At 63.7% G+C, this 19,416-nt stretch carries 18 protein-coding genes and 1 pseudogene; 5 read left to right on the forward strand and 14 right to left on the reverse strand.

The features are described 5' to 3' along the window. Positions 1 to 116: 116 nt before the first annotated feature. From ACNANG_RS01040 to ACNANG_RS01055, 4 genes and pseudogenes are all read right to left on the reverse strand, one after another. A pseudogene (locus ACNANG_RS01040) lies at positions 117 to 553 on the reverse strand (TrbG/VirB9 family P-type conjugative transfer protein); the annotation flags it as partial. A gap of 55 nt (positions 554 to 608) precedes the next feature. Beyond that, the gene (gene guaA, locus ACNANG_RS01045) at positions 609 to 2,195 is read right to left on the reverse strand and encodes a glutamine-hydrolyzing GMP synthase (RefSeq protein ID WP_420225627.1); all 1,587 of its coding nucleotides are present in this window, start codon (positions 2,193 to 2,195) and stop codon (positions 609 to 611) included. A 2-nt stretch (positions 2,196 to 2,197) separates the two neighbouring features. Beyond that, positions 2,198 to 3,658 (reverse strand): IMP dehydrogenase, encoded by a 1,461-nt coding sequence (guaB, locus tag ACNANG_RS01050; RefSeq protein WP_420225628.1) that lies wholly within the window; start codon positions 3,656 to 3,658, stop codon positions 2,198 to 2,200. Between the two features lie 29 nt (positions 3,659 to 3,687). Next, positions 3,688 to 4,638 carry a LysR family transcriptional regulator gene (locus ACNANG_RS01055; protein ID WP_420225629.1) on the reverse strand — a complete coding sequence of 317 codons (951 nt, stop codon included), beginning with the start codon at positions 4,636 to 4,638 and terminating at the stop codon, positions 3,688 to 3,690. Positions 4,639 to 4,782: 144 nt separating this feature from the next. Between ACNANG_RS01055 and ACNANG_RS01060 the strand changes: the two genes are divergently transcribed. After that, complete coding sequence (locus ACNANG_RS01060; RefSeq protein ID WP_420225630.1) at positions 4,783 to 5,391, forward strand: FMN-dependent NADH-azoreductase; 609 nt, start codon at positions 4,783 to 4,785, stop codon at positions 5,389 to 5,391. Positions 5,392 to 5,528: 137 nt separating this feature from the next. Here the strand turns inward: ACNANG_RS01060 and ACNANG_RS01065 are convergent, their stop codons facing one another. From ACNANG_RS01065 to ACNANG_RS01075, 3 genes are all read right to left on the reverse strand, one after another. Beyond that, positions 5,529 to 6,476 (reverse strand): Bug family tripartite tricarboxylate transporter substrate binding protein, encoded by a 948-nt coding sequence (locus tag ACNANG_RS01065; RefSeq protein WP_420225631.1) that lies wholly within the window; start codon positions 6,474 to 6,476, stop codon positions 5,529 to 5,531. A gap of 88 nt (positions 6,477 to 6,564) precedes the next feature. Then, the gene (locus tag ACNANG_RS01070) at positions 6,565 to 7,833 is read right to left on the reverse strand and encodes a carboxylesterase family protein (protein ID WP_420225632.1); all 1,269 of its coding nucleotides are present in this window, start codon (positions 7,831 to 7,833) and stop codon (positions 6,565 to 6,567) included. Between the two features lie 93 nt (positions 7,834 to 7,926). After that, positions 7,927 to 8,850 (reverse strand): LysR family transcriptional regulator, encoded by a 924-nt coding sequence (locus ACNANG_RS01075; RefSeq protein ID WP_420225633.1) that lies wholly within the window; start codon positions 8,848 to 8,850, stop codon positions 7,927 to 7,929. A 508-nt stretch (positions 8,851 to 9,358) separates the two neighbouring features. Between ACNANG_RS01075 and glf the strand changes: the two genes are divergently transcribed. The 3 genes from glf (at position 9,359) to ACNANG_RS01090 (ending at position 12,961) form a co-directional block, all read left to right on the forward strand. Further along, entirely contained in the window at positions 9,359 to 11,800 is a 2,442-nt protein-coding gene (gene glf / locus ACNANG_RS01080; RefSeq protein ID WP_420225634.1) for a UDP-galactopyranose mutase, read from the forward strand. 82 nt (positions 11,801 to 11,882) lie between these two features. Next, a complete protein-coding gene (locus ACNANG_RS01085; RefSeq protein WP_420225635.1) occupies positions 11,883 to 12,605 on the forward strand; it encodes a hypothetical protein in 723 nt (240 codons plus the stop codon). Next, a complete protein-coding gene (locus tag ACNANG_RS01090; protein WP_420225636.1) occupies positions 12,605 to 12,961 on the forward strand; it encodes a hypothetical protein in 357 nt (118 codons plus the stop codon). Before ACNANG_RS01085 ends, ACNANG_RS01090 begins: the two co-directional genes overlap by 1 nt. 27 nt (positions 12,962 to 12,988) lie before the next feature. Here ACNANG_RS01090 and ACNANG_RS01095 read toward each other — a convergent pair whose 3' ends face one another. Together ACNANG_RS01095 and ACNANG_RS01100 are read right to left on the reverse strand one after the other, a co-directional pair. Further along, positions 12,989 to 13,315, reverse strand: coding sequence for an RnfH family protein (locus tag ACNANG_RS01095; RefSeq protein WP_420225637.1), 327 nt, complete (start codon positions 13,313 to 13,315; stop codon positions 12,989 to 12,991). Continuing rightward, on the reverse strand, positions 13,305 to 13,739 hold the full coding sequence (locus tag ACNANG_RS01100; protein WP_420225638.1) for a type II toxin-antitoxin system RatA family toxin: 435 nt from the start codon (positions 13,737 to 13,739) through the stop codon (positions 13,305 to 13,307). Before ACNANG_RS01100 ends, ACNANG_RS01095 begins: the two co-directional genes overlap by 11 nt. A gap of 69 nt (positions 13,740 to 13,808) precedes the next feature. Here ACNANG_RS01100 and smpB point away from each other — a divergent pair, with 69 nt between their 5' ends. Then, complete coding sequence (gene smpB, locus ACNANG_RS01105) at positions 13,809 to 14,267, forward strand: SsrA-binding protein SmpB (protein ID WP_420225639.1); 459 nt, start codon at positions 13,809 to 13,811, stop codon at positions 14,265 to 14,267. On the opposite strand, the gene ACNANG_RS01110 is transcribed toward smpB, so the two are convergent. The 5 genes from ACNANG_RS01110 to ACNANG_RS01130 all read right to left on the reverse strand — a co-directional run bounded on the left by ACNANG_RS01110 (position 14,268) and on the right by ACNANG_RS01130 (position 19,260). Beyond that, entirely contained in the window at positions 14,268 to 15,206 is a 939-nt protein-coding gene (locus ACNANG_RS01110) for an SPFH domain-containing protein (RefSeq protein WP_179588014.1), read from the reverse strand. Between the two features lie 12 nt (positions 15,207 to 15,218). Further along, positions 15,219 to 15,653: an NfeD family protein gene (locus tag ACNANG_RS01115; RefSeq protein WP_420225640.1), complete on the reverse strand. Its 435-nt coding sequence runs from the start codon at positions 15,651 to 15,653 to the stop codon at positions 15,219 to 15,221. A gap of 157 nt (positions 15,654 to 15,810) precedes the next feature. Next, a complete protein-coding gene (locus tag ACNANG_RS01120; RefSeq protein ID WP_420225641.1) occupies positions 15,811 to 17,268 on the reverse strand; it encodes an N-acyl-D-amino-acid deacylase family protein in 1,458 nt (485 codons plus the stop codon). 5 nt (positions 17,269 to 17,273) lie between these two features. Further along, positions 17,274 to 18,260, reverse strand: coding sequence for a Bug family tripartite tricarboxylate transporter substrate binding protein (locus ACNANG_RS01125; protein ID WP_420225642.1), 987 nt, complete (start codon positions 18,258 to 18,260; stop codon positions 17,274 to 17,276). A 91-nt stretch (positions 18,261 to 18,351) separates the two neighbouring features. Continuing rightward, the gene (locus ACNANG_RS01130) at positions 18,352 to 19,260 is read right to left on the reverse strand and encodes a threonine ammonia-lyase (protein WP_420227675.1); all 909 of its coding nucleotides are present in this window, start codon (positions 19,258 to 19,260) and stop codon (positions 18,352 to 18,354) included. Between the last annotated feature and the right edge of the window lie 156 nt (positions 19,261 to 19,416).

The following is a 19,416-nucleotide window of genomic DNA, read 5'->3' on the forward strand; positions in this document are numbered from 1 at the left end:
TTGGCATGGAATACCGATATAGATAGAGCTTTATTCAACTTAATCCGATTTCTATGAAGCACTCGGGTTTCGTTACCGCAATCGATCAATCTCATAGATAGCGGTTTATTCGATATAAATTGATATCTTTGAAGGTTAATAGGCCGGTTGCTGGGAGCCCAATGAGCCTGCGCCTCGCGCTGCAAGGCGACGATCCGACCCCTAGGCTAATCGCAGGAAACCGATGCCATCCAGGAGCGTTCGGTCGGTGTCAGTTGCAGCAGGTACATCCGGCGGCTGGTGGGCATGACCAGGTTGGTTTTCAACCCGGATCGGATCGGCTTGACCAGCACGTGGATGCGCAGGTCACCGCGATTGCCGCTGAGCGTGTCGCCTACGATCCAGCGCACGGTACGCCGGCGGCGACCGTCACCAGTTCCTCGCTGGGCTGGAGCGAAATGACGGTGACGTGCCTCGGCGCGGCATAGACCTGCCAGTGCGTGCTACAGGTTTATGGCCAGACTTGTATAGCGTTGACGTAGCTTCTGCACGCCGGGGCCATGCGCGACTCTGCGGCTCAAACAAAAAGGCGCCGAAGCGCCTTTTTTTACTTCCAGTAGCGAGCAGAATCATTCCCACTCAATCGTAGCCGGCGGCTTGCTACTCACATCATAAGTAACCCGGTTGATCCCTCGGACCTCATTGATGATCCGCCCAGACACCTTCTTCAACAACGCATAAGGCAGTTCCGCCCAATCCGCCGTCATGAAATCCGACGTCTGCACCGCCCGCAGCGCAACCACATAATCATACGTCCGCCCATCCCCCATCACCCCCACGCTCTTCACCGGCAAGAACACCGTGAACGCCTGCGAGGTCAGGTCATACCAGGACGTGCCCTGATCATCCTTGAAATTGCGCAGTTCTTCGATAAAGATGGCATCGGCGCGGCGCAGCAGGTCCGCATATTCCTTCTTCACCTCGCCCAAGATCCGCACACCCAACCCCGGTCCAGGGAACGGATGGCGATAGACCATGCCAGGTGGCAAACCCAACGCGACACCCAGCTTGCGGACTTCGTCCTTAAACAGCTCACGCAGCGGCTCAAGTAACTTCAGATTCAGCGTCTCGGGCAAACCACCCACGTTGTGGTGCGACTTGATCGTCTGCGCCTTGCCCTTCTTGCCGCCGGATTCGATCACGTCGGGGTAGATCGTGCCCTGGGCCAGCCACCGCGCGTTTTTCAGTTTGCCGGCTTCACGCTGGAAGACTTCGACGAATTCACGGCCGATGATCTTGCGTTTGGCTTCGGGGTCGCTGACGCCTTCGAGCTTGCTCATGAACTCATTCGTCGCGTCGACGTGGATGATGTTCAGGCCCATGTTGTCGGCAAAGGTCTGCATGACCTGTTTGCCTTCATCCAGGCGAAGCAGGCCGTGGTCGACGAACACGCAGGTGAGTTGCGGGCCGATGGCTTTGTGGATCAGGGCGGCAGCTACAGACGAATCGACGCCACCGGACAGGCCAAGAATGACTTCGTCGCTGCCGACCTGCTGACGGATGGCTTCGACGGCTTCCGACACGTAGTCGGGCATGTTCCAGTCGGTGCCGCACCCGCAGATGTCGTGGACGAAGCGCTCCAGCATGACCTGGCCGCGGACGGTGTGGGTGACTTCGGGGTGGAACTGGACGGCGTAGTAGCCGCGTTCGACGTCGGCCATGCCGGCGATCGGGCACGATGGCGTGGAGGCCATGAGCTTGAAGCCGGGTGGGAGTTCGGTGACCTGGTCGCCGTGGCTCATCCACACCTTCAACATGCCGTGGCCTTCATTATTCGTGAAGTCCTCGATGCCGGTGAACAGGGGCGTGTGGCCGTGGGCGCGGACTTCGGCGTAGCCGAATTCGCGGTGGTCGGCGAAGGTGACCTTGCCGCCCAGTTGCATGGCCATGGTCTGCATGCCGTAGCAGATGCCCAGGACCGGCACGCCCGCTTCGAAGACGGCTTGCGGGGCGCGCATGGACGTTTCTTCGTACGCGGAGGCATGGCTGCCGGACAGGATCACGCCCTTCAGGCCGCGAGCCATTTCTTCGCGGATGAAGTCGTCGGACACGTCGTGCGGGTGGATTTCGCAATACACCTGGGCTTCGCGCACGCGTCGCGCGATCAGCTGGGTGACTTGGGAGCCGAAGTCGAGGATCAGGATACGATCGTGCACGCTTATTCCATCCGGTAGTTGGGGGCTTCTTTGGTGATCGTCACGTCGTGGACGTGCGATTCACGGATGCCCGCCGAGGTGATTTCGACAAACTCTGCCTTGGTGCGCATGTCGTCGATCGACGCGCAGCCGCAGTAGCCCATCGAGGCGCGAATGCCGCCGACCATCTGGAAGATGATGGCGAGCACGCTGCCCTTGTAAGGAACGCGACCTTCGATGCCTTCGGGCACGAGCTTGTCGGCGTTGTTGGCCGGGTCCTGGAAGTAGCGATCGGCCGACCCGTCGGTCATGGCGCCGAGGCTGCCCATGCCGCGGTAGCTTTTGTACGACCGGCCCTGGTACAGCACGACTTCGCCGGGTGCTTCGTCGGTGCCGGCGAACATGCCGCCCATCATGACCGTGTAGGCGCCTGCCGCCAGGGCCTTGGAGATGTCGCCGGAGTAGCGCACGCCGCCGTCTGCGATCAGAGGCACGCCGGTGCCTTCAAGGGCTTCGGCCACGTTGGAGATGGCGGTGATCTGGGGCACGCCCACGCCGGCCACGATACGCGTGGTGCAGATGGAGCCGGGGCCGATACCGACCTTGACGCCGTCGGCGCCGGCTTCGACCAGGGCCAATGCCGCTGCGCCGGTGGCAACGTTGCCGCCGATGACTTCGACTTGGGGATAGTGTTTCTTGACCCAGCGGACGCGTTCGATCACGTCGTGCGAGTGGCCGTGGGCGGTGTCGACGACGAGCACGTCGACGCCGGCGGCAACCAGTTTTTCCACCCGTTCTTCGGTGCCGCCGCCCACGCCAACAGCCGCGCCGACGCGCAGTTTGCCGTGGGCGTCCTTACATGCGTTGGGGTGTTCGGTGGTCTTGATGATGTCCTTGACGGTCATCAGGCCGCGCAGTTCGAAGGTTTCGTTCACGACCAGCACGCGTTCCAGGCGATGCTTGTGCATCAGCGCCTGCGCTTCTTCGGGCGTGGCGCCTTCCTTGACGGTGATCAGGCGTTCGCGCGGCGTCATGATGGTGCGCACGGGTTCGTCAAGGCGGTCTTCGAACCGCAGGTCGCGGTTGGTGACGATGCCGACGACCTGGCGGCCTTCCACGACGGGCAGGCCGGAGATGCCATGCTGGCGCTGCAGCGCGATCACGTCGCGTACCTTCATGTGCGGCGCGATGGTGATCGGGTCGGACACGACGCCCGACTCATACCGCTTGACCAAGGCCACTTCCCGCGCCTGCTGGTCGGCGGTCAGGTTCTTGTGAATGATACCGATGCCGCCTTCCTGGGCCATCGCGATTGCCAAACGGGATTCCGTGACCGTGTCCATGGCGGCGGACAAGAGCGGAATGTTCAGCGAGATCTTGCGGGTGAGACGGGTGCGCAGACTTGCGTCACGTGGCAACACCGCGGAATAAGCGGGCACGAGCAGCACGTCGTCGAATGTGTAGGCTTTTTGTACGAGACGCATCTGGCAACCCCTGGACTGGAATAAACCTCCTATTGTAGTTCAGGACTTACCCTGATTGCGCTCTCCCACGGCACTTTGGGGAGTTCGGCTGCCAGAAAGTCCACAAAGGTCCGGACCGCGGGCAGCAGTCCCCGGCGGGACGTGAAGACGATGTGCAGCACGGTCAGGTCGGTGTACCAGCCGGGCAACACCGGGACGAGGCGGCCCGAGGCGACGGCTTCGGCGCTGAGGTTTTCGGGCAGCAGGGCCACGCCCAGCCCGGCAATGGCGGCGCCGAGCAGCAGGGGAAAGTCGCTGCAGCCGACGCGCGGTTCGTGCTGGACGGTGTAGGCCTGTTCATTGGGGCCGAAAAGCGGCCATTGATCGTGCTGAGAGACCTCCTCCATGCTCAGGGTCGGAACGCCGGCCAGGTCTTTCGGGTGGTGGATGGGCGGGTAGGACGCGACGAAAGCCGGGGCAGCGACAAGGCCGGCGCGGTTTTCACCGACCACTTTTGTCACGAGGTTGGGGTCCAGGTCCACGCGGCGCCGGGCGCGCAGAGCGACGTCGATGCGTTCTTCCACCAAGTCCACGCGCCGGTTCGAGACGACCACCTGCACACGCACGTTCCGGTACTGCGACAGGAAATTCGGCAGGATGCGGCTGAGTTGCGGCGCCAGGCCCGGCGGACACGCCAGGCGTACGAGACCGTGCGGGTCGCCGCGCATGCGCTGCGTGGCCTCTTCCGCGGCTTCGGCCTGGGCAATCATCTGCTGGCAGTGGCCGTGGAACTCCTGGCCGATGTCGGTGACCACCAGGCGGCGGGTGGAGCGTTCCAGCAGGCGGACGCCCAGCTGTTGCTCCAGGCGCGCGATGCGGCGGCTCAGGTTCGACTTCGGAACATTCAGCGCTCGGCCAGCAGCGGCGAAGCCGCCATAGCGGACGACGGCGGCGAAGTAATAGAGATCGTTCAGGTCGAGCATTGGGTCGTTCTCGCGCAATTGCAGTTCCGCAGTCCGATCCTATTGTTCCATAAATAGAACGACGCGTTCGTTTTCGACCGGCTTATCACACTAACGTCCCACACCTATTATGAATGCCATGCGGGACGGATCCCGTCACCCACCTCACAAAGCGAGTCCACCATGAAGATCCTTCACATTGATTCCAGCATCCTGGGCGACGGTTCGGTCACCCGCCAACTGAGCGCCGAGCTGGTCGAACAACTGCAAAGCGCCAACCCGTCGTCCACCGTCGTGTATCGCGACGTGGCGGCCCAGCCTCTTAGCCACCTGTCGGGCCCTGAGTTCATGGTGCGCGTGGGCGCGCCTGCCGAGCTGACGGCCGAGATCCAGAGCGATATCGCCACTGCCGCGACCGTGCTGGAAGAATTCCTGGCCGCCGACACCGTGGTGATCGGTTCGCCCATGTACAACTTTTCGGTGTCGAGCCAGCTCAAGGCGTGGATGGACCGGGTGGCCGTCGCAGGCAAGACCTTCCGCTACACCGCCACCGGCCCGGAAGGCCTGGCAGGTGGCAAGCGTGTGATCGTTGCCGTGTCGCGCGGTGGCTTTTACGGCCCGGGCACGCCAGCCGAGTCATTTGACTTCCAGGAACGCTACCTGACGGCGTTTTTTGGCTTCCTGGGTATCCAGAACGTCGAGTTCATCCGCGCCGAAGGGATCGCGATGGGTGCCGACGCACGTGCCAAGGCTATTACCGGCGCGCAGGACGCGATTCGCCAGGCCGCGTGATCACGAACGCCCCTGAAAGACCGGACCGCCTGACAGCAGGCGATCGCCCGGACGTTCGACGCTGAACCGACGTTCGGCGCTATAAAAGGCGCGATGCAGACCCCTGCATTGCGCCTTTTTTACGTTCCGCCCCGCTGCTACAGCTTGATCCCCAACTCTTTCACCAGCGGCCCCATGTCGCGCAGGTCATTTTTGATGATCTCGGCCAGTTCGGCCGGCGTACTGCCCACCGGTGTCATGCCGTACATCTGCATCTGCGCCTTCATGGCCGGATCCTTCAGCAATTCAGCTACCGTCTTCTGGATCTTGTCGACCACATCGGCAGGCGTGCCCGCGGGCGCCATCAGCGCGAACCAGGGCTGGGACGCATAGCCCGCCAGGCCGCTTTCGGCCAGGGTGGGTGTGTCGGGCAGGCCGGCAAAACGCGTCGGGCTGGTGATGGCAATGGCACGCAGCCGGCCGGCGTCGATCATGCCTTTGGCGCTGGACGGCGCGTCCAGCGCAATGTCGAGCTGCCCGCCGACCAGGTCGCCCAGTGTCTTTCCCGAGGACGGCGACGGCGCGTACACGGCCTTGACGCCCGCGGCGCGCGCGGTCTGCTCCCACACCAGATGGAAGGCGGTGCCGATCGAGAACGACCCGATGGTCAGGTCGCGCTGTTTGCTGGCGGCGACGAAGTCTTGCCAGGTTTTGATGGGGCTGTCTTTCGGCACGACAAAAATGAAAGGTGTGCGCGCGACAAGCGACACGGGCTGCAGGTCTTTCTGCACGTCAAACGGAGGGTTGTCGACGGCAAACGGCACCACCGTCAAGGACGACGCGACGACCATGCCGAGGGTATAGCCGTCGGGCGTGGCCTTGACCAGCGCATTGCCAAGAATGATGCCGGATGCGCCCGGGCGGTTTTCCACGACGACCGACTGGTTCCAGGTCTGCGACAGGCGCGCGGCCAGCACGCGCAGAAAGACATCGACCGGACCGCCTGCCGGGTTGGCGACCATGATGCGCACCGGGCGATCCGGGTAGGCGGCAAGCGCTGGAAGCGAGACGGACAGGGCAGCAAGCAGAAGCAGTTTCTTGAGCACAGCAATTCCTTGTGGTCGACGATGAAGTGTTGAAGCCGGATGAGCGTGGCGCCCCTGAAAGGATGCGCGGAGTCCTTGTCGCCCCGCGCTACACGAATGTCCGCAGGGCGGGCGCCTGCGGCCAGCCGGGCGACTCGCCGCGGATCAAGCGCAGCCAGGCCGGCAGCATCTGGCCGACCAGCCGATCGGCGTCGCCGGGCGTCATCCCATCGAGCATCGGCGCGCCTGCATAAGCCCCTACGTTGCCGAACATGAATGGCAATTCGATGCAATGGCAGGCGCCGAAACGGTCCGATGGCGCAAAAGCGAATTCGTATAGCCAAGCGTTGCGGCCCGCGGCGCGCGCGGCCTGCGCCCAGGCGGCGGCCGGCGCAACGAACACCCGACGTCCATACGCGCGGCTATCGGCATCGCGCCCCATGCCCGGAAAGGCCGCCATTTCGTCGGCGGTGGAACCGATCAGCACGTCCGCCTTGCCCGGCGCCGCCGCCAGATCGACTTCGATATCGAAGGGCAACACCTTGCCGTCGAGAACAGGAGAGAAAAGACTGCGGCCCGTGCCCTCTTCCGCCAACGCTGTCTTGACGCCGGGATCATTCTGCGCATCCAACAGGGCCTGTACAGGCAAGGCGCGCGCATCGTCCAGCGACGCGACACCCAAGGCCTGCAGGAACGCCAGACCGATCGCGTCCGCCTGGGCGCGGCTTCGATAGCCCCGGCCCATGGATCCGCTCTGGATGATGGCGCGCTGGAATGCCGGTTTGCGCGTCAACAACGCCGCGATGTTGGATCCGCCCGCGGACTGTCCCATGACCGTAATCCGGGCCGGGTCGCCACCAAAGGCAGCAATGTGCCGCACTACCCACGCAATCGCGGTTTCGCAATCGAGCAGGCCCACATTGGCGGGTTCACCGGGCACGCAGAGCCACCCCAGCGCCGCCAGCCGATAGTTGACATTGACAACTACAACATCACCTTCGGACGCCAGCCGGCTGCCGTCGTACCACTCGATCGCCCCGCCGCCGCTCTGCCACGCACCGCCATGCAGCCAGATCACCACCGGCCGGTGCGCGGCATCGGGGGCGGGCGTCCATACTGTCAGGTGCAGGCAGTCTTCGGATTGGGGCGCGTCGAAATCGCCCATCGCATCCGCCAACCGCGACGGCAACTGCGGCGCCACTGGCCCCGGCCGGGTGGCATCGATCTGGCCCTCCAGGGCACAGGGCACGGGCGGCAGGAATCGCCGCTCGCCCACGGGCGGCTCGGCATAAGGGATGGCGCTGAAGCGGCACGCCGCGGCCTGCCTCACCCCGTGGACGGTGGCGGTCCCAAACGTTGCGATGACGCTGTTCTGCAAGATGCGACTCCAGTGATCGATGCCTTGCGCCTATCGTAAAGAACATCGTCACAACCGTGTCATGCGAATTCTGAACGCATCAATGCGCCGCAGTCATAGCTGAGCGTCCTTGATGACACCCGCGAGCATGCTGACGAAAGCGCGGGTCTGCCGGGTGCTGGGGCGGTCGCGCCGCCACATCGCCGCCAAGGGAGACCGCCTCAGCTTCAGATCCACTGGCAGCACATGCAACATGCCGCGACGTTCCTGCATGTGCGCGACGCTGCCAGGCAGCATCAACAGATAGGGTCCCGCCGACAACATGTCGCGACCGAATTCCAGCGATAACGCGCCCACGATGTCCGGCGGTTGCACATTGGCCTCGCTGAGCCGTCCCATCAGTTCTACGCGGATCCGGGCCGAGGGCAAGGCGCTGATCCAGGGGTACACGGCGCACTCCGCCCAGGTCGGCGCGTCACTCGAAGCAAGCGGGTGATCCGGCGCGCAGGTCAGCACCACCGGATCATTGATCAAGGGCACGATGCGATAGGTGTCCCGATTCAGGGTAGCCGGGGTACGGCTGATCAATACGTCGAGCGCGCCCGTGTCGAGCACTTCCACCAGACGTTCGTGCGTACCGATGTCGACGGATAGCTCGACCTTGGGATGCGCCCTTCGGAAGGCCGCGACCGCATCCACCAGAGGCCAGCCACTGAACAGCGAGAAGCAGCCGATCGTAATGCTGCCCAGTTCACCCCGGGCAATGGCGGCAAGGTCGGTCTCGGCCTTGCGGAAGTCGCCGAGCAGCACGTTGGCGTGGCGGCAGACGGCGACGCCCAGCGCAGTGGCCCGCATGCCCTTGGCCGATCGTTCGAACAGCCTCCCGCCCACCGCTTCTTCCATTTCGGCCATGGCACGCGACAGGCCGGATTGCGTCATGTGCAGATGGCGTGCCGCCTTGGAAAGATTGCCATGCTCGGCGACCAGCAGCACGATTTCCAGGTGACGGATGCGCAGCTTGCCTTGGAACGGAGTCATGGCGGACCTTGGATCGGGATGCCGGCAGTATAGAGGCGGCCCATCCTTGTTCAGTAAGGCAGAACGGGCATTGACGGGCGAAAAGGGCAATTGCTGCTCGACGGTTTCGGTGCCTATTGATGGGCCGCCTCTAGCAAAGCTCACATGTATCCGGTTACCGCGCATAGCGCACTAATGGTTGCAATGAGAAATCTCACGAATGTGAGCATTGCTACAGTCGAGCGACGCGATTCGATCGCGCTCGACTTTCCCGGGCGTCGCACCTCAAAACGCGATGTCCGTCCCACGGCACGCGCCACCAGCATGGCTCTGCGGTAGATCCCGCCAATCACGATCCTCACGCCGCAGCAGGTCCGGCCCCACGAGCGCAGGAACATCAATTGCGTTCCCGCTACGTCGGCATGCCTTCCACCTGTTCACGGGACCCTCTCCCCGGTAGCACGCATGCCGGGTATCCCTATTTCCTTTTCTCATAGAGGTCCCTATGAATCCGGCAGGCCATAACGGTATGCAGTCCCGCGGCGACGGCGCGCGCTCCACCAATATCATTCCTTTCGTATCCGACGATGGGTGGCTGACCCGTGAACGGCCTGCTTTGATCTGTTTTTCCCACCTGCGCTGGGACTTCGTGTATCAACGTCCGCAGCATCTGTTGTCGCGCTTTGCGAAGACCCAGCCCGTCTTTTATTTCGAAGAGCCGATTCCCACAGATGGCGCCGAAGCGTTCCTGGAACGCCGCATGACCAAGGACGGTGTGTGTGTCCTGGTCCCGCGCTTGCCCGCCGTGGGCGATCACGCGACGGCCGACGCGCAGCAGCGCCGCCTGCTCGACGCCTTCATGGCCGAGCAACGCTTTGACGCCTTCATGCTGTGGTACTACACACCAATGAGCCTGGCGTTCAGCTCGCACCTGCAGCCGTCGCTGCTGGTGTACGACTGCATGGACGAACTGTCGGCATTTCGCGGCGCCCCACCGCAACTGGTCGAGCGCGAGCGCGAATTGATGTCGCGTGCCGATGTCGTGTTTACGGGCGGCTACAGCCTGTACGAAGCCAAACGCCGCGTGCACGTGAATGCCCACGCCTTCCCGAGCAGCGTGGACGTCGGTCACTTTCGCGCCGCCCGCGCCGATCAGGACGAGCCGCAGGATCAGCGCGGCATTGCGCATCCGCGTCTAGGTTTTTACGGCGTACTGGACGAACGTTTCGATATCGATCTGGTGGCCGATCTGGCAGCGCAGCGGCCTGACTGGCAGATCGTGCTGGTGGGCCCGATCGTGAAGATCGATCCCGCTACCCTGCCCCGCGCCGCCAACATCCACTACCTGGGGTCCAAGAGCTACGAGCAGTTGCCTGCCTATCTGGGCGGCTGGGATGTGGCCTTGATGCCTTTCGCCCTGAACGAATCGACCCGCTTCATCAGCCCGACCAAGACGCCTGAATACCTGGCGGGCGGCAAGCCGGTGGTGTCGACCCCGATCATGGACGTGGTGCGGACCTACGGCCATACCGACCTGGTTCACATCGCGTCCAATGCCGCGGAATTCGTGACCGAGATCGACGCTGCGCTGCAGGACGCCAAGGACAGCAACGCCGTGCGCACCAAAGCCGATGCGATCCTGGGTGAGATGTCGTGGGACAAGACGTGGGAAGGCATGCGGGACGCGATCAATCGCGCGCATCGTGCGCGCGTGCTCGACGCATCCAAGGAAACGGCCGCCGCGCCGGTCACCCGGCTGGACGCGAAGGCCTCGCGCGCGGGCAAGGCGTCGGCAACGCCGCGCTACGACTATCTGATCGTAGGTGCCGGCTTCGCAGGCGCCGTGCTGGCGGAACGCCTTGCCGCGGGATCGAACAAGCGCGTGCTGGTGGTCGACAAGCGGCCGCATATCGCGGGCAATGCGTACGACCACTACAACGAAGACGGCCTGCTCGTGCACAAGTACGGCCCACACATCTTCCACACCAATTCGGACAAGGTGGTCGATTACCTGTCGCGCTTCACTGAATGGCATCCGTACGAGCATCGCGTGCTGGCCCAGGTGGATGAGCAACTGGTGCCGATGCCGATCAACCTGACGACCCTGTCGCGCCTGTACGGCCGCGAATTCACGGCGGACGAAGCGCAGGCCTTCCTGGCGGCCCGCGCCGAAAAGGTGGACACCGTCAAGACATCGGAAGACGTGGTGGTATCGCAGATCGGCCGCGAACTGTACGAAAAGTTTTTCCAGGGCTATACCCGCAAGCAGTGGGGCCTGGACCCGAGCGAGCTGGACAAATCGGTGGCGGCCCGCGTCCCGACACGCACGTCCATCGACGACCGCTACTTTACGGACACCTTCCAGAACATGCCGCTGCATGGCTATACGAAGATGTTCGAAAACATGCTGAACCATCCGAACATCACCGTGATGACCAGCACCGACTTCCAGGACCTGGAAGGCGAAGTGCAGTACGACAAGCTAATCTACACCGGCCCGATCGACGAATTTTTCAAGCATCGTTTCGGCAAGCTGCCCTACCGGTCACTGCGTTTCGAACATACGACGCTGCCGGTCGAACAGTTCCAGCAGGTTGGAACCGTCAACTACCCGGCCGAGGCGACGCCGTACACGCGTATTACCGAGTACAAGCACCTGACCGGCCAGCAGCACGCCAAGACCAGCCTGACCTACGAGTATCCAATGGCCGAAGGCGATCCGTATTACCCCGTGCCGCGTCCCGAAAACCAGGAACTGTACCGCCGCTACCAGGCCCTGGCCGATGCCACGCCCGACGTGGTCTTCGTGGGCCGCCTGGCCTGCTATCGCTACTACAACATGGACCAGGTGGTGGCGCAGGCGCTGAGCACTTACCAGCAACTTCAGCAGGAAGACGCGGCACGCCAGGCTGCCGTGGCAACCGCCCCTGCCGCGGTCAACGACGACGAAGCGGTATACGCCCGCCCATGAGCGCGCTGTTTCGAAGTTTCATGCAGGGGGCTTCGAATGTTCGACCCACCGGCGGCCCGATGGCGCAAGCCACGATCTGCTGGTGGACACCGGACATGCGTTGCATCCGGGGGCCGATTACGCGGCTCTGTCGCGGTATCGCATCCGCACCGTGCGCGACGGACTGCGCTGGCACCTGATCGAGACCACGCCCGGGCGGTACGACTGGAGCAGCTTCCTGCCCATGTTGCGGGCATCCCAGGACCACGGCATGCAGGTGATCTGGGACTTGTGCCACTACGGCTATCCGGCGGACGTGGATCCATTCAGCCCCGCATTTCCGGACCGTTTTGCCCGCTTTGCCGCGGCGGCGGCGGCGGTCGTGCGGGACGAAACGGATGACGTGCCGTGGTACTGCCCGGTCAACGAAATTTCTTACTGGTCGTGGGCGGGCGGGGACATGGCGCACTTCGGCCCCATGGGCCTGGGGCGGGGATCGGAACTGAAGCGGCAACTGGTACGGGCGACGTGCGCCGGTATCGCCGCGATCCGGCAGGCGGATCCGCGCGCGCGTTTCATGTTCGCGGATCCGGTGATCAACGTCGCGCCACTGACAGCCTCGGATGTCGATGCCGCCGAGCATGCCACCCAGGGACAGTACGAAGCCTGGGACATGATCGCAGGCGCGCGCGGCCACGGCCTAGGGGGCCGCCGCGACAATCTGGACGTGATCGGGGTAAATTTCTATTCCCACAACCAGTGGCGGCTGAACGGCCCGCGCATCGAGCGGGGGAATCCGACTATCGGCCCTTCCGTGACTTGCTGATGCAGGTGCACAACCGGTATCAGCGGCCGATCCTGATCGCCGAGACCGGCGCCGAGGGGGACTTGCGTGTGCCGTGGTTGCGGTACGTTTGTGACGAGGTGGCCGCGGCCCGCAGCCAGGGCGCCGACATTCACGGCATCTGCCTGTATCCCGTCACGGATTATCCGGGGTGGTTCGATGGACGTTATTGCCCCACGGGCATGGTCGGCTACCCGGACGCGCAGCAGGACCGCCCGGTGTACCTGCCGCTAGCCCGCGAGATGCTGGACCAGCAGGCGCGCTTCACACCTGCGCCGGTGCGGTACGGCGCCGGCCAGCGGGTGGCTGGCACCATCCAGGAACCGGTGCAGGCCTAGCAGGCAGGGAGCCGGCGGGGATTCGTTCTACCCGCCGCGTTCCTGGCGCAACCGCCGTGCACGATGATCCGCGCGGCGGCGGCGTGAATCCTTGGGATCGAAGCGAAGCGCGCGATAGATCTCGATGCGGTCGTGTGGCTGCAGCAGCGCCGTCAATGGCACCGCCTTGCCGAAGATCCCCACTCCCAGCACCGCGGGATCGACATTCGGATAGGCATCACGGAACCCGCTGGCCGCGATGGCCGCGGCAACCGTCGCACCCTCGGGAAGCTGCACCTCTCGCTGCCAGATGCTGCCGACGTCCGCAAAACAGACCTGCACGGCCAGCATCCCGAGCGGCCCGTCAGCCGCCATAGATCTCGTCGGCGCGTTTGGTGAAGGCGTCGATGAAGCTGGACGCAATGCGATTGAACACCGGTCCGATGATGGCTTCCACCGTACGGCTGGAGAAAGAATATTCCAGCGTGAAGATGACCTTGCAGGCATCTTCGGCCAGCTTCTGGAACTCCCACTTGCCGTTCAAGTCCGAAAAAGGACCATCGACGAGCGCAAGAGAGATACTCCGTGGATAATCATGGGTATTGCGTGTCGTGAAGCGCTGGCGCAGGCCGGCGAACTGGATCACAACCGACGCGTCTTCACCCTGTTCGGTGCGGTTCCGGACTTCGGAGCCACCACACCAGGGAAGGAATTTCTGATAGTCCTCTACCTTGGCGACCAGATCGAACATCTGCTCCGCACTGTAGGGCACCAACACCGAGCGTTGCACTTTATGCATGCGTGGGTCAACCAATATGGCAATTGCTAGAATTCACTATTTTACCGGCCTGGCGAACGGGCACCACCAATGAGCATCATCGAGAACCGCAAGGCATTCCACGATTACTTCATCGACGAGCGTTTCGAGGCCGGTCTGGTACTCGAAGGCTGGGAGGTCAAGTCCATCCGCGCGGGCCGTGTGCAGCTCAAGGAAGGCTATGTGATCGTGCGCGACGGCGAGATGTACCTGCTGGGCATGCACGTCAGCCCACTGGCTACCGCGTCTACCCACATCCATCCGGACGCCACCCGTACCCGCAAGCTGCTGCTCAAAGCCGAAGAGATCAACAAGCTGATCGGCAAGGTCGAGCAGCGTGGCTTTACGATGGTCCCGCTCAATCTGCATTACAAGGGCCCGCTGATCAAGCTGGAATTCGGCCTGGCGCGGGGCAAGAAGCAGTTCGACAAGCGGGACACCGAACGTGAACGCGACTGGCTGCGCGAAAAGGCGCAGATCATGAAGCACGACACGCGCAACCGGGATTGATTACCGCGCCTTGTCCAGCGTGGGCGTGCTGGCCTTGACCACGGTCATGGCCGATGCGATCAAGCCACTGATATCGCCCAGGTTGGCAGGAACGATCAGCGTATTGTTCTTTTGCGCCAGATTGCTGAAGGCATCGACATACCGCTCGGCCACCTTCAGGTTCACGGCTTCCATGCCGCCTGGCATGCGCACGGCTTCGCCCACCTGGGTGATGGCCTTGGCCGTGGCTTCGGCAATCGCCAGCACGGCAGCGGCTTCGCCCTGCGCCTGGTTGATCTGGGCCTGCTTCTCCCCTTCCGACCGGGCAATCGACGCCTCGCGCTCACCCGTGGCAATGTTGATCTGTTCCTGGCGGCGGCCTTCCGACGCGGCGATCAGCGCGCGCTTTTCGCGTTCCGCGGTGATCTGCGCCTGCATGGCGCGCAGGATCTCGTTCGGCGGCGTCAGGTCCTTGATTTCGTAACGCAGCACCTTGACGCCCCAGTTCAGCGCCGCTTCGTCCAGCGCATTCACGATGCTGCTGTTGATCTGCTCGCGCTCTTCGAACGTCTTGTCCAGTTCCAGCTTGCCGATCACGGAACGCAGCGTGGTCTGCGACAGCTGCGTGATCGCCACGATGTAGTTGGACGACCCGTAAGACGCCCGCATGGCATCCGTTACCTGGAAGTAGAGGATGCCGTCCACCTGCAGCTGCGTATTGTCGCGCGTGATACATACCTGACTCGGCACGTCCAAGGGGATTTCCTTGAGCGAGTGCTTATAGGCGACACGTTCGATGAACGGAATCACGAACCCGGCGCCCGGCGACAGCACGCGGTCGAACTTGCCCAGGCGTTCGACGACCCACGCATGTTGCTGAGGCACGATCGCAATCGCCTTGATGACGATCAGGATGGCCAGGAAAAGCAGGACGAGCAGGACGATGGTGGAAGGACTCATGGGGTCTCCTGATTAAGCGGCGGGTGACACGACGAGCGTGTTGCCGCGCGTGTGGGTGATGACATAACGTCCAGGGGCGGCGGTAGCGGGCGCGCCGGGGGCCAGTTCCGCTTCCCAGTGCGTGCCGCGGTACCAGACCCGTGTGCTGTGCGGCGTGGTCCAGACGTCGATGGTGACGGTCTGGCCGATGTCCATGTTGACGTCGGCATTGCCCGAGGCGTCGACTTCCCGCTTCTTGAGCACGCCCGTCTTGCGCAGCAGCAGCGTCGCGGCCAGCACCGCAATGGCGCACACCGCGATCTGCGCGGCGACGCCCAGGCCTGCGTAGGCCAGCCCGCCGGCAACCGCGAAACCGGCCGCGACGATCAGCAGGTAGAACGTGCCGGTCATGACTTCGCCGATAAGGGCCAGGGCCATCAGGCCGAACCAGATCCAGGCCAATTGCATGCGGTCTCCTTGTGATCAGGCGGCCGAGGGAAAGATGTGCGTTCGGCCGCGTTCTCCTCATTATGACCGATGCGGGATGGCATCCCTTGCATTGCGCCCGAGAGCACGTCCTACCAGGCCCGCCCCGCCTTCAAGAGTCCCACGAGCCGGGTCACGGCTACCGGCGTTCGGGACGGATGACCCTGCCGCTGCGCGCCCCGGTGCCGGCGCCGGCCTGCCATGCGACCACGCCATTGACGACCACGGAGTCGATGCCCTCTGCCTGGCTTGTGGGCGACGCCCACGTTGCCGTGTCAGCAATGGTGTCGGCATCAAAGACAACGAGGTCCGCCGCATGGTGGACCGCGACGCGCCCGCGCTGGGGCAAACGAAAGTAGGCGGCCGGCTTGCCGGTCATTTTATGCACGGCCTGTTCCAGCGAGAACAGACCGACGACGCGGCAGTAATGCCCGAGCACGCGGGGGAACGTTCCCCACAGCCGCGGGTGCGGGGCGGGGTCGTGCGGCATGCCGTCCGAGCCTATCATCGTGCCGGGGTATGCCAGGATGCGTTCGACATCCGCCTCGTCCATGATGAAGTAGATGGCGCCCGCAGGCTGCAGCGCATCGACCGCGTCTTCGGGCGTCAGACCCATGTGTTGAGCGATCTCGTGCAGGTCACGTCCGGCGTACTCGGGATATGGCACGGATTTGGACACGATGACCCGGCTGGACACGGCCAGTCGATCCTTGCGCAGAATGGTGGAACCGGCCACGTACGGATAGCAGTCCAGCGCGACTTGCTGGCGCTGGCTGGCTTCGGTGATATGCGCCAGCGTCTGTTCAGACCGGCCATGATTGCGCGGCCCGATCAGTTTGTGATGCGAGATCAGCACGGGCGCGCTGGCGGCCTTGCCGACCTCAAAGGCTTCGTCCAAAGCCTCGAAGATTCGGTCGCCTTCATCGCGGATGTGGCTCGCGTACAGGCCGCCATGGTCGCGCAGCACGCTGGCAACGGCGGTCAGCTCGTCCAGCGTCGCCGGCATGGCTGCCGGATAGGCCGTTCCGGTGGACAGGCCGATCGCACCACTCTGCAAGGCCTCGCGCAGCAAGACTTGCATGTGGTCGATTTCGGTGGCGGTGGCTGGCCGGTCCAGATCTGCCATCGCGGCGGCGCGCAAGGACGTATGGCCCACCAGGCAGGCTGCATTGACGGCGGCCGGGTGCCGGTCCAGGTGGTCCAGGTAGGCGCCGAACGATGCAAATGGAAAGTCACTGGCATCATTGCCCAGCAGATTGACCGGCGCAGGCACTTCCCTGCGCCAGCCTGGACGCCAGGGCGCCTGGCTGATGCCGCAATTGCCGGTCACCACCGTCGTCACGCCCTGGCTCAGTTTGGCGGCCATGCCCGGATCGATCGACAGGTAGCGGTCATCATGGGTGTGCGTGTCGATAAACCCAGGAGCGACGATGCGCCCGCGCGCATCGATCACTTGGGTGGCCTGGGCGTCAGCAAGGTCGCCCAACGCCGCTATGCGACCTTCGCGCACGCCCACATCCGCCCGGTACCGATCGGCGCCCGTGCCATCGATGACCCAACCGCCGCAGATCAGCAGATCGAACCGTTCGCGGGTCACGGCGATCAATCGAGCTTGACGTTGGCTTGCTTGATCACCTGCGCCCAGACAGGCCGTTCCGCGTGGGCCCGATCAAACAGTTGCTGGCGGGGACCGATGTTCGGCACATAGGACAGGCTCTTCAATTTTTCCTGGACCTCGGGCGCCTGCAGGGCGTTGTTGATGGCGGTATTCAGGAAGTCCAGCACCTTGGGGTCCGTGCCGGCAGGCGCCACGTATCCCGTCCACGCCACCGCGCGATAGCCCTTCAAGCCCTGTTCGTCCATCGTGGCGAGCTGCGGCATGGATGCATCGCGCTGCAGGTCCGTCACGGCCAGCGGCACGACCCTGCCCTGACTCACGAAAGAAGCCATGGAGGAAATGTTGTCGAACACCAGATCGGCTTCGCCACGCATGACTGCCAGGTTGGCCTCTACACCGCCCTTGTAGGGCACGTGCAAGAAGTCGATGCCGGCCATGGAACTCAGCATGGCGCCGCTGAGGTGCCCTGTCGTGCCATTGCCGCCAGACGCCACGATCAGCTTGCCGGGCTCTTTTTTGGCCAGCGCGATCAGTTCGGCCAGGGTCTTGACGTTCAGTCCGGGACGGACGGCCAGGATGTTCTGCACGGATCCGGTCAGTGCCACCGGCGCCAGCTGCTTGTCGGCGTCGTATTGCAGCTTGGGATAGAGGCCCTGGTTGATCGCCAGGGTCGCCACGTTGGCGAACCCTATCGTATAGCCGTCGGGCGTTGCGTTGGCCACGGCTTGCGTGCCAATGATGCCCGACGCCCCCGTGCGGTTCTGGACCACGTAGTTACCGCCAGTCTGTCTGGCCATTTCGGCAGCCAGCACCCGCGAAACGATATCCGGCGTGGTGCCGGTATTGAACGGCACGACGATGGTCACGGGGTGATCCGGGTAGACCGCAAATGCGGAGGCCGCCGCGGCCAGGCTGCATGCGGTGAACGTAATGGCAAGCCAACGCTTGACACGGCTAGGCTGAGTGGACATGAATTTCTTCCTTTGCACTGGAGGTGGATGACTGCGTTTGAAGCCTGCCCGTACGTTGCGGGCAAGCCGTTATGGAATGGGTCGAGAACGTTCAGTTCAAGGTGATCTGGCGCAGCAACGGCAGGTCGATATTCCCGCCCGACAAGACAATGATGGCGTCGCGTCCGTCTGCCGAAAGGTGGCCAGCCAGCAAGGCGGCCAGGGCCACCGCGCCACCCGGCTCCACCACCACGCGCAACTCTTCAAGCGCGAAGCGGATCGCAGCGCTGACTTCGGCGTCCGTCACGGACACCGCTGCGCTCAAACTGCGGCGGTTGATCGCATAAGGCAGTTCGGCCGGGGTGGCGGCTTGCAAGGCGTCGCACAGTGTCGTGGCGCCGGCGCGGTTGCTCTCGCGCTTGCCGGACGCAAGGGAACGCACCGTGTCGTCGTACTCGCTCGGTTCCACTGCCACGATGCGCGCATTCGGCGCCAGTTTGCGCAGCACCAGGGAACATCCCGCGGCCATGCCGCCGCCGCCACAAGGCATGGCGAACAATCCCAGCGTATCGCGGGCCTCGGCGGGCAGGTCCTGCAAGGCCTCAAGCGCCAGCGTGCCCTGCGCAGCCAAGACGTCAGGGTGATCGCCCGGCGGCAGCAGGCTCGCGCCGCTTTCCGCCATCAAGCGCATGCCGATTTCCTCGCGGCTTTCACGCAGCCGGTCGTACCGCACGACCTTTGCGCCGTGGCGCAGCGCCTTGTCGACCTTGTTCTCAGGCGCGTCCACGGGCATGACGATGGTGGCGGGCACGCCCAGACAGCGGCTGGCCCACGCTACCGCTTGTCCATGGTTGCCGGTCGAGTACGCGACCACGCCACGCTTGCGTTGTGCCGCATCCATCGTGAGCAGCGCGTTGAATGCACCGCGCGCCTTGAACGAGCCGGTGACCTGCAGGTTTTCCAGTTTCAGCCAGATGGGCGCGCCTGCTCGCTCGTCCAGCGCGGGCGAGCGCAGCAGCATCGTCCTGCGTACATGGGGAGCCAGGCGGTCCGCGGCGGCGGCAACGTCGTCAAAGGTCGGCACGCGAAGCGTTCCAAGCAATTCGTGATCGATGGTGGAAGGAAATGTGGTGTCAGGCATGAGAAGAGTCGAGACGAATGAGGAGTCGAAACGCGC

Origin of the sequence: Pigmentiphaga litoralis (assembly GCF_048632615.1) — a bacterium.
Classification (GTDB): Bacteria; Pseudomonadota; Gammaproteobacteria; order Burkholderiales; family Burkholderiaceae_B; genus Pigmentiphaga; species Pigmentiphaga litoralis_B.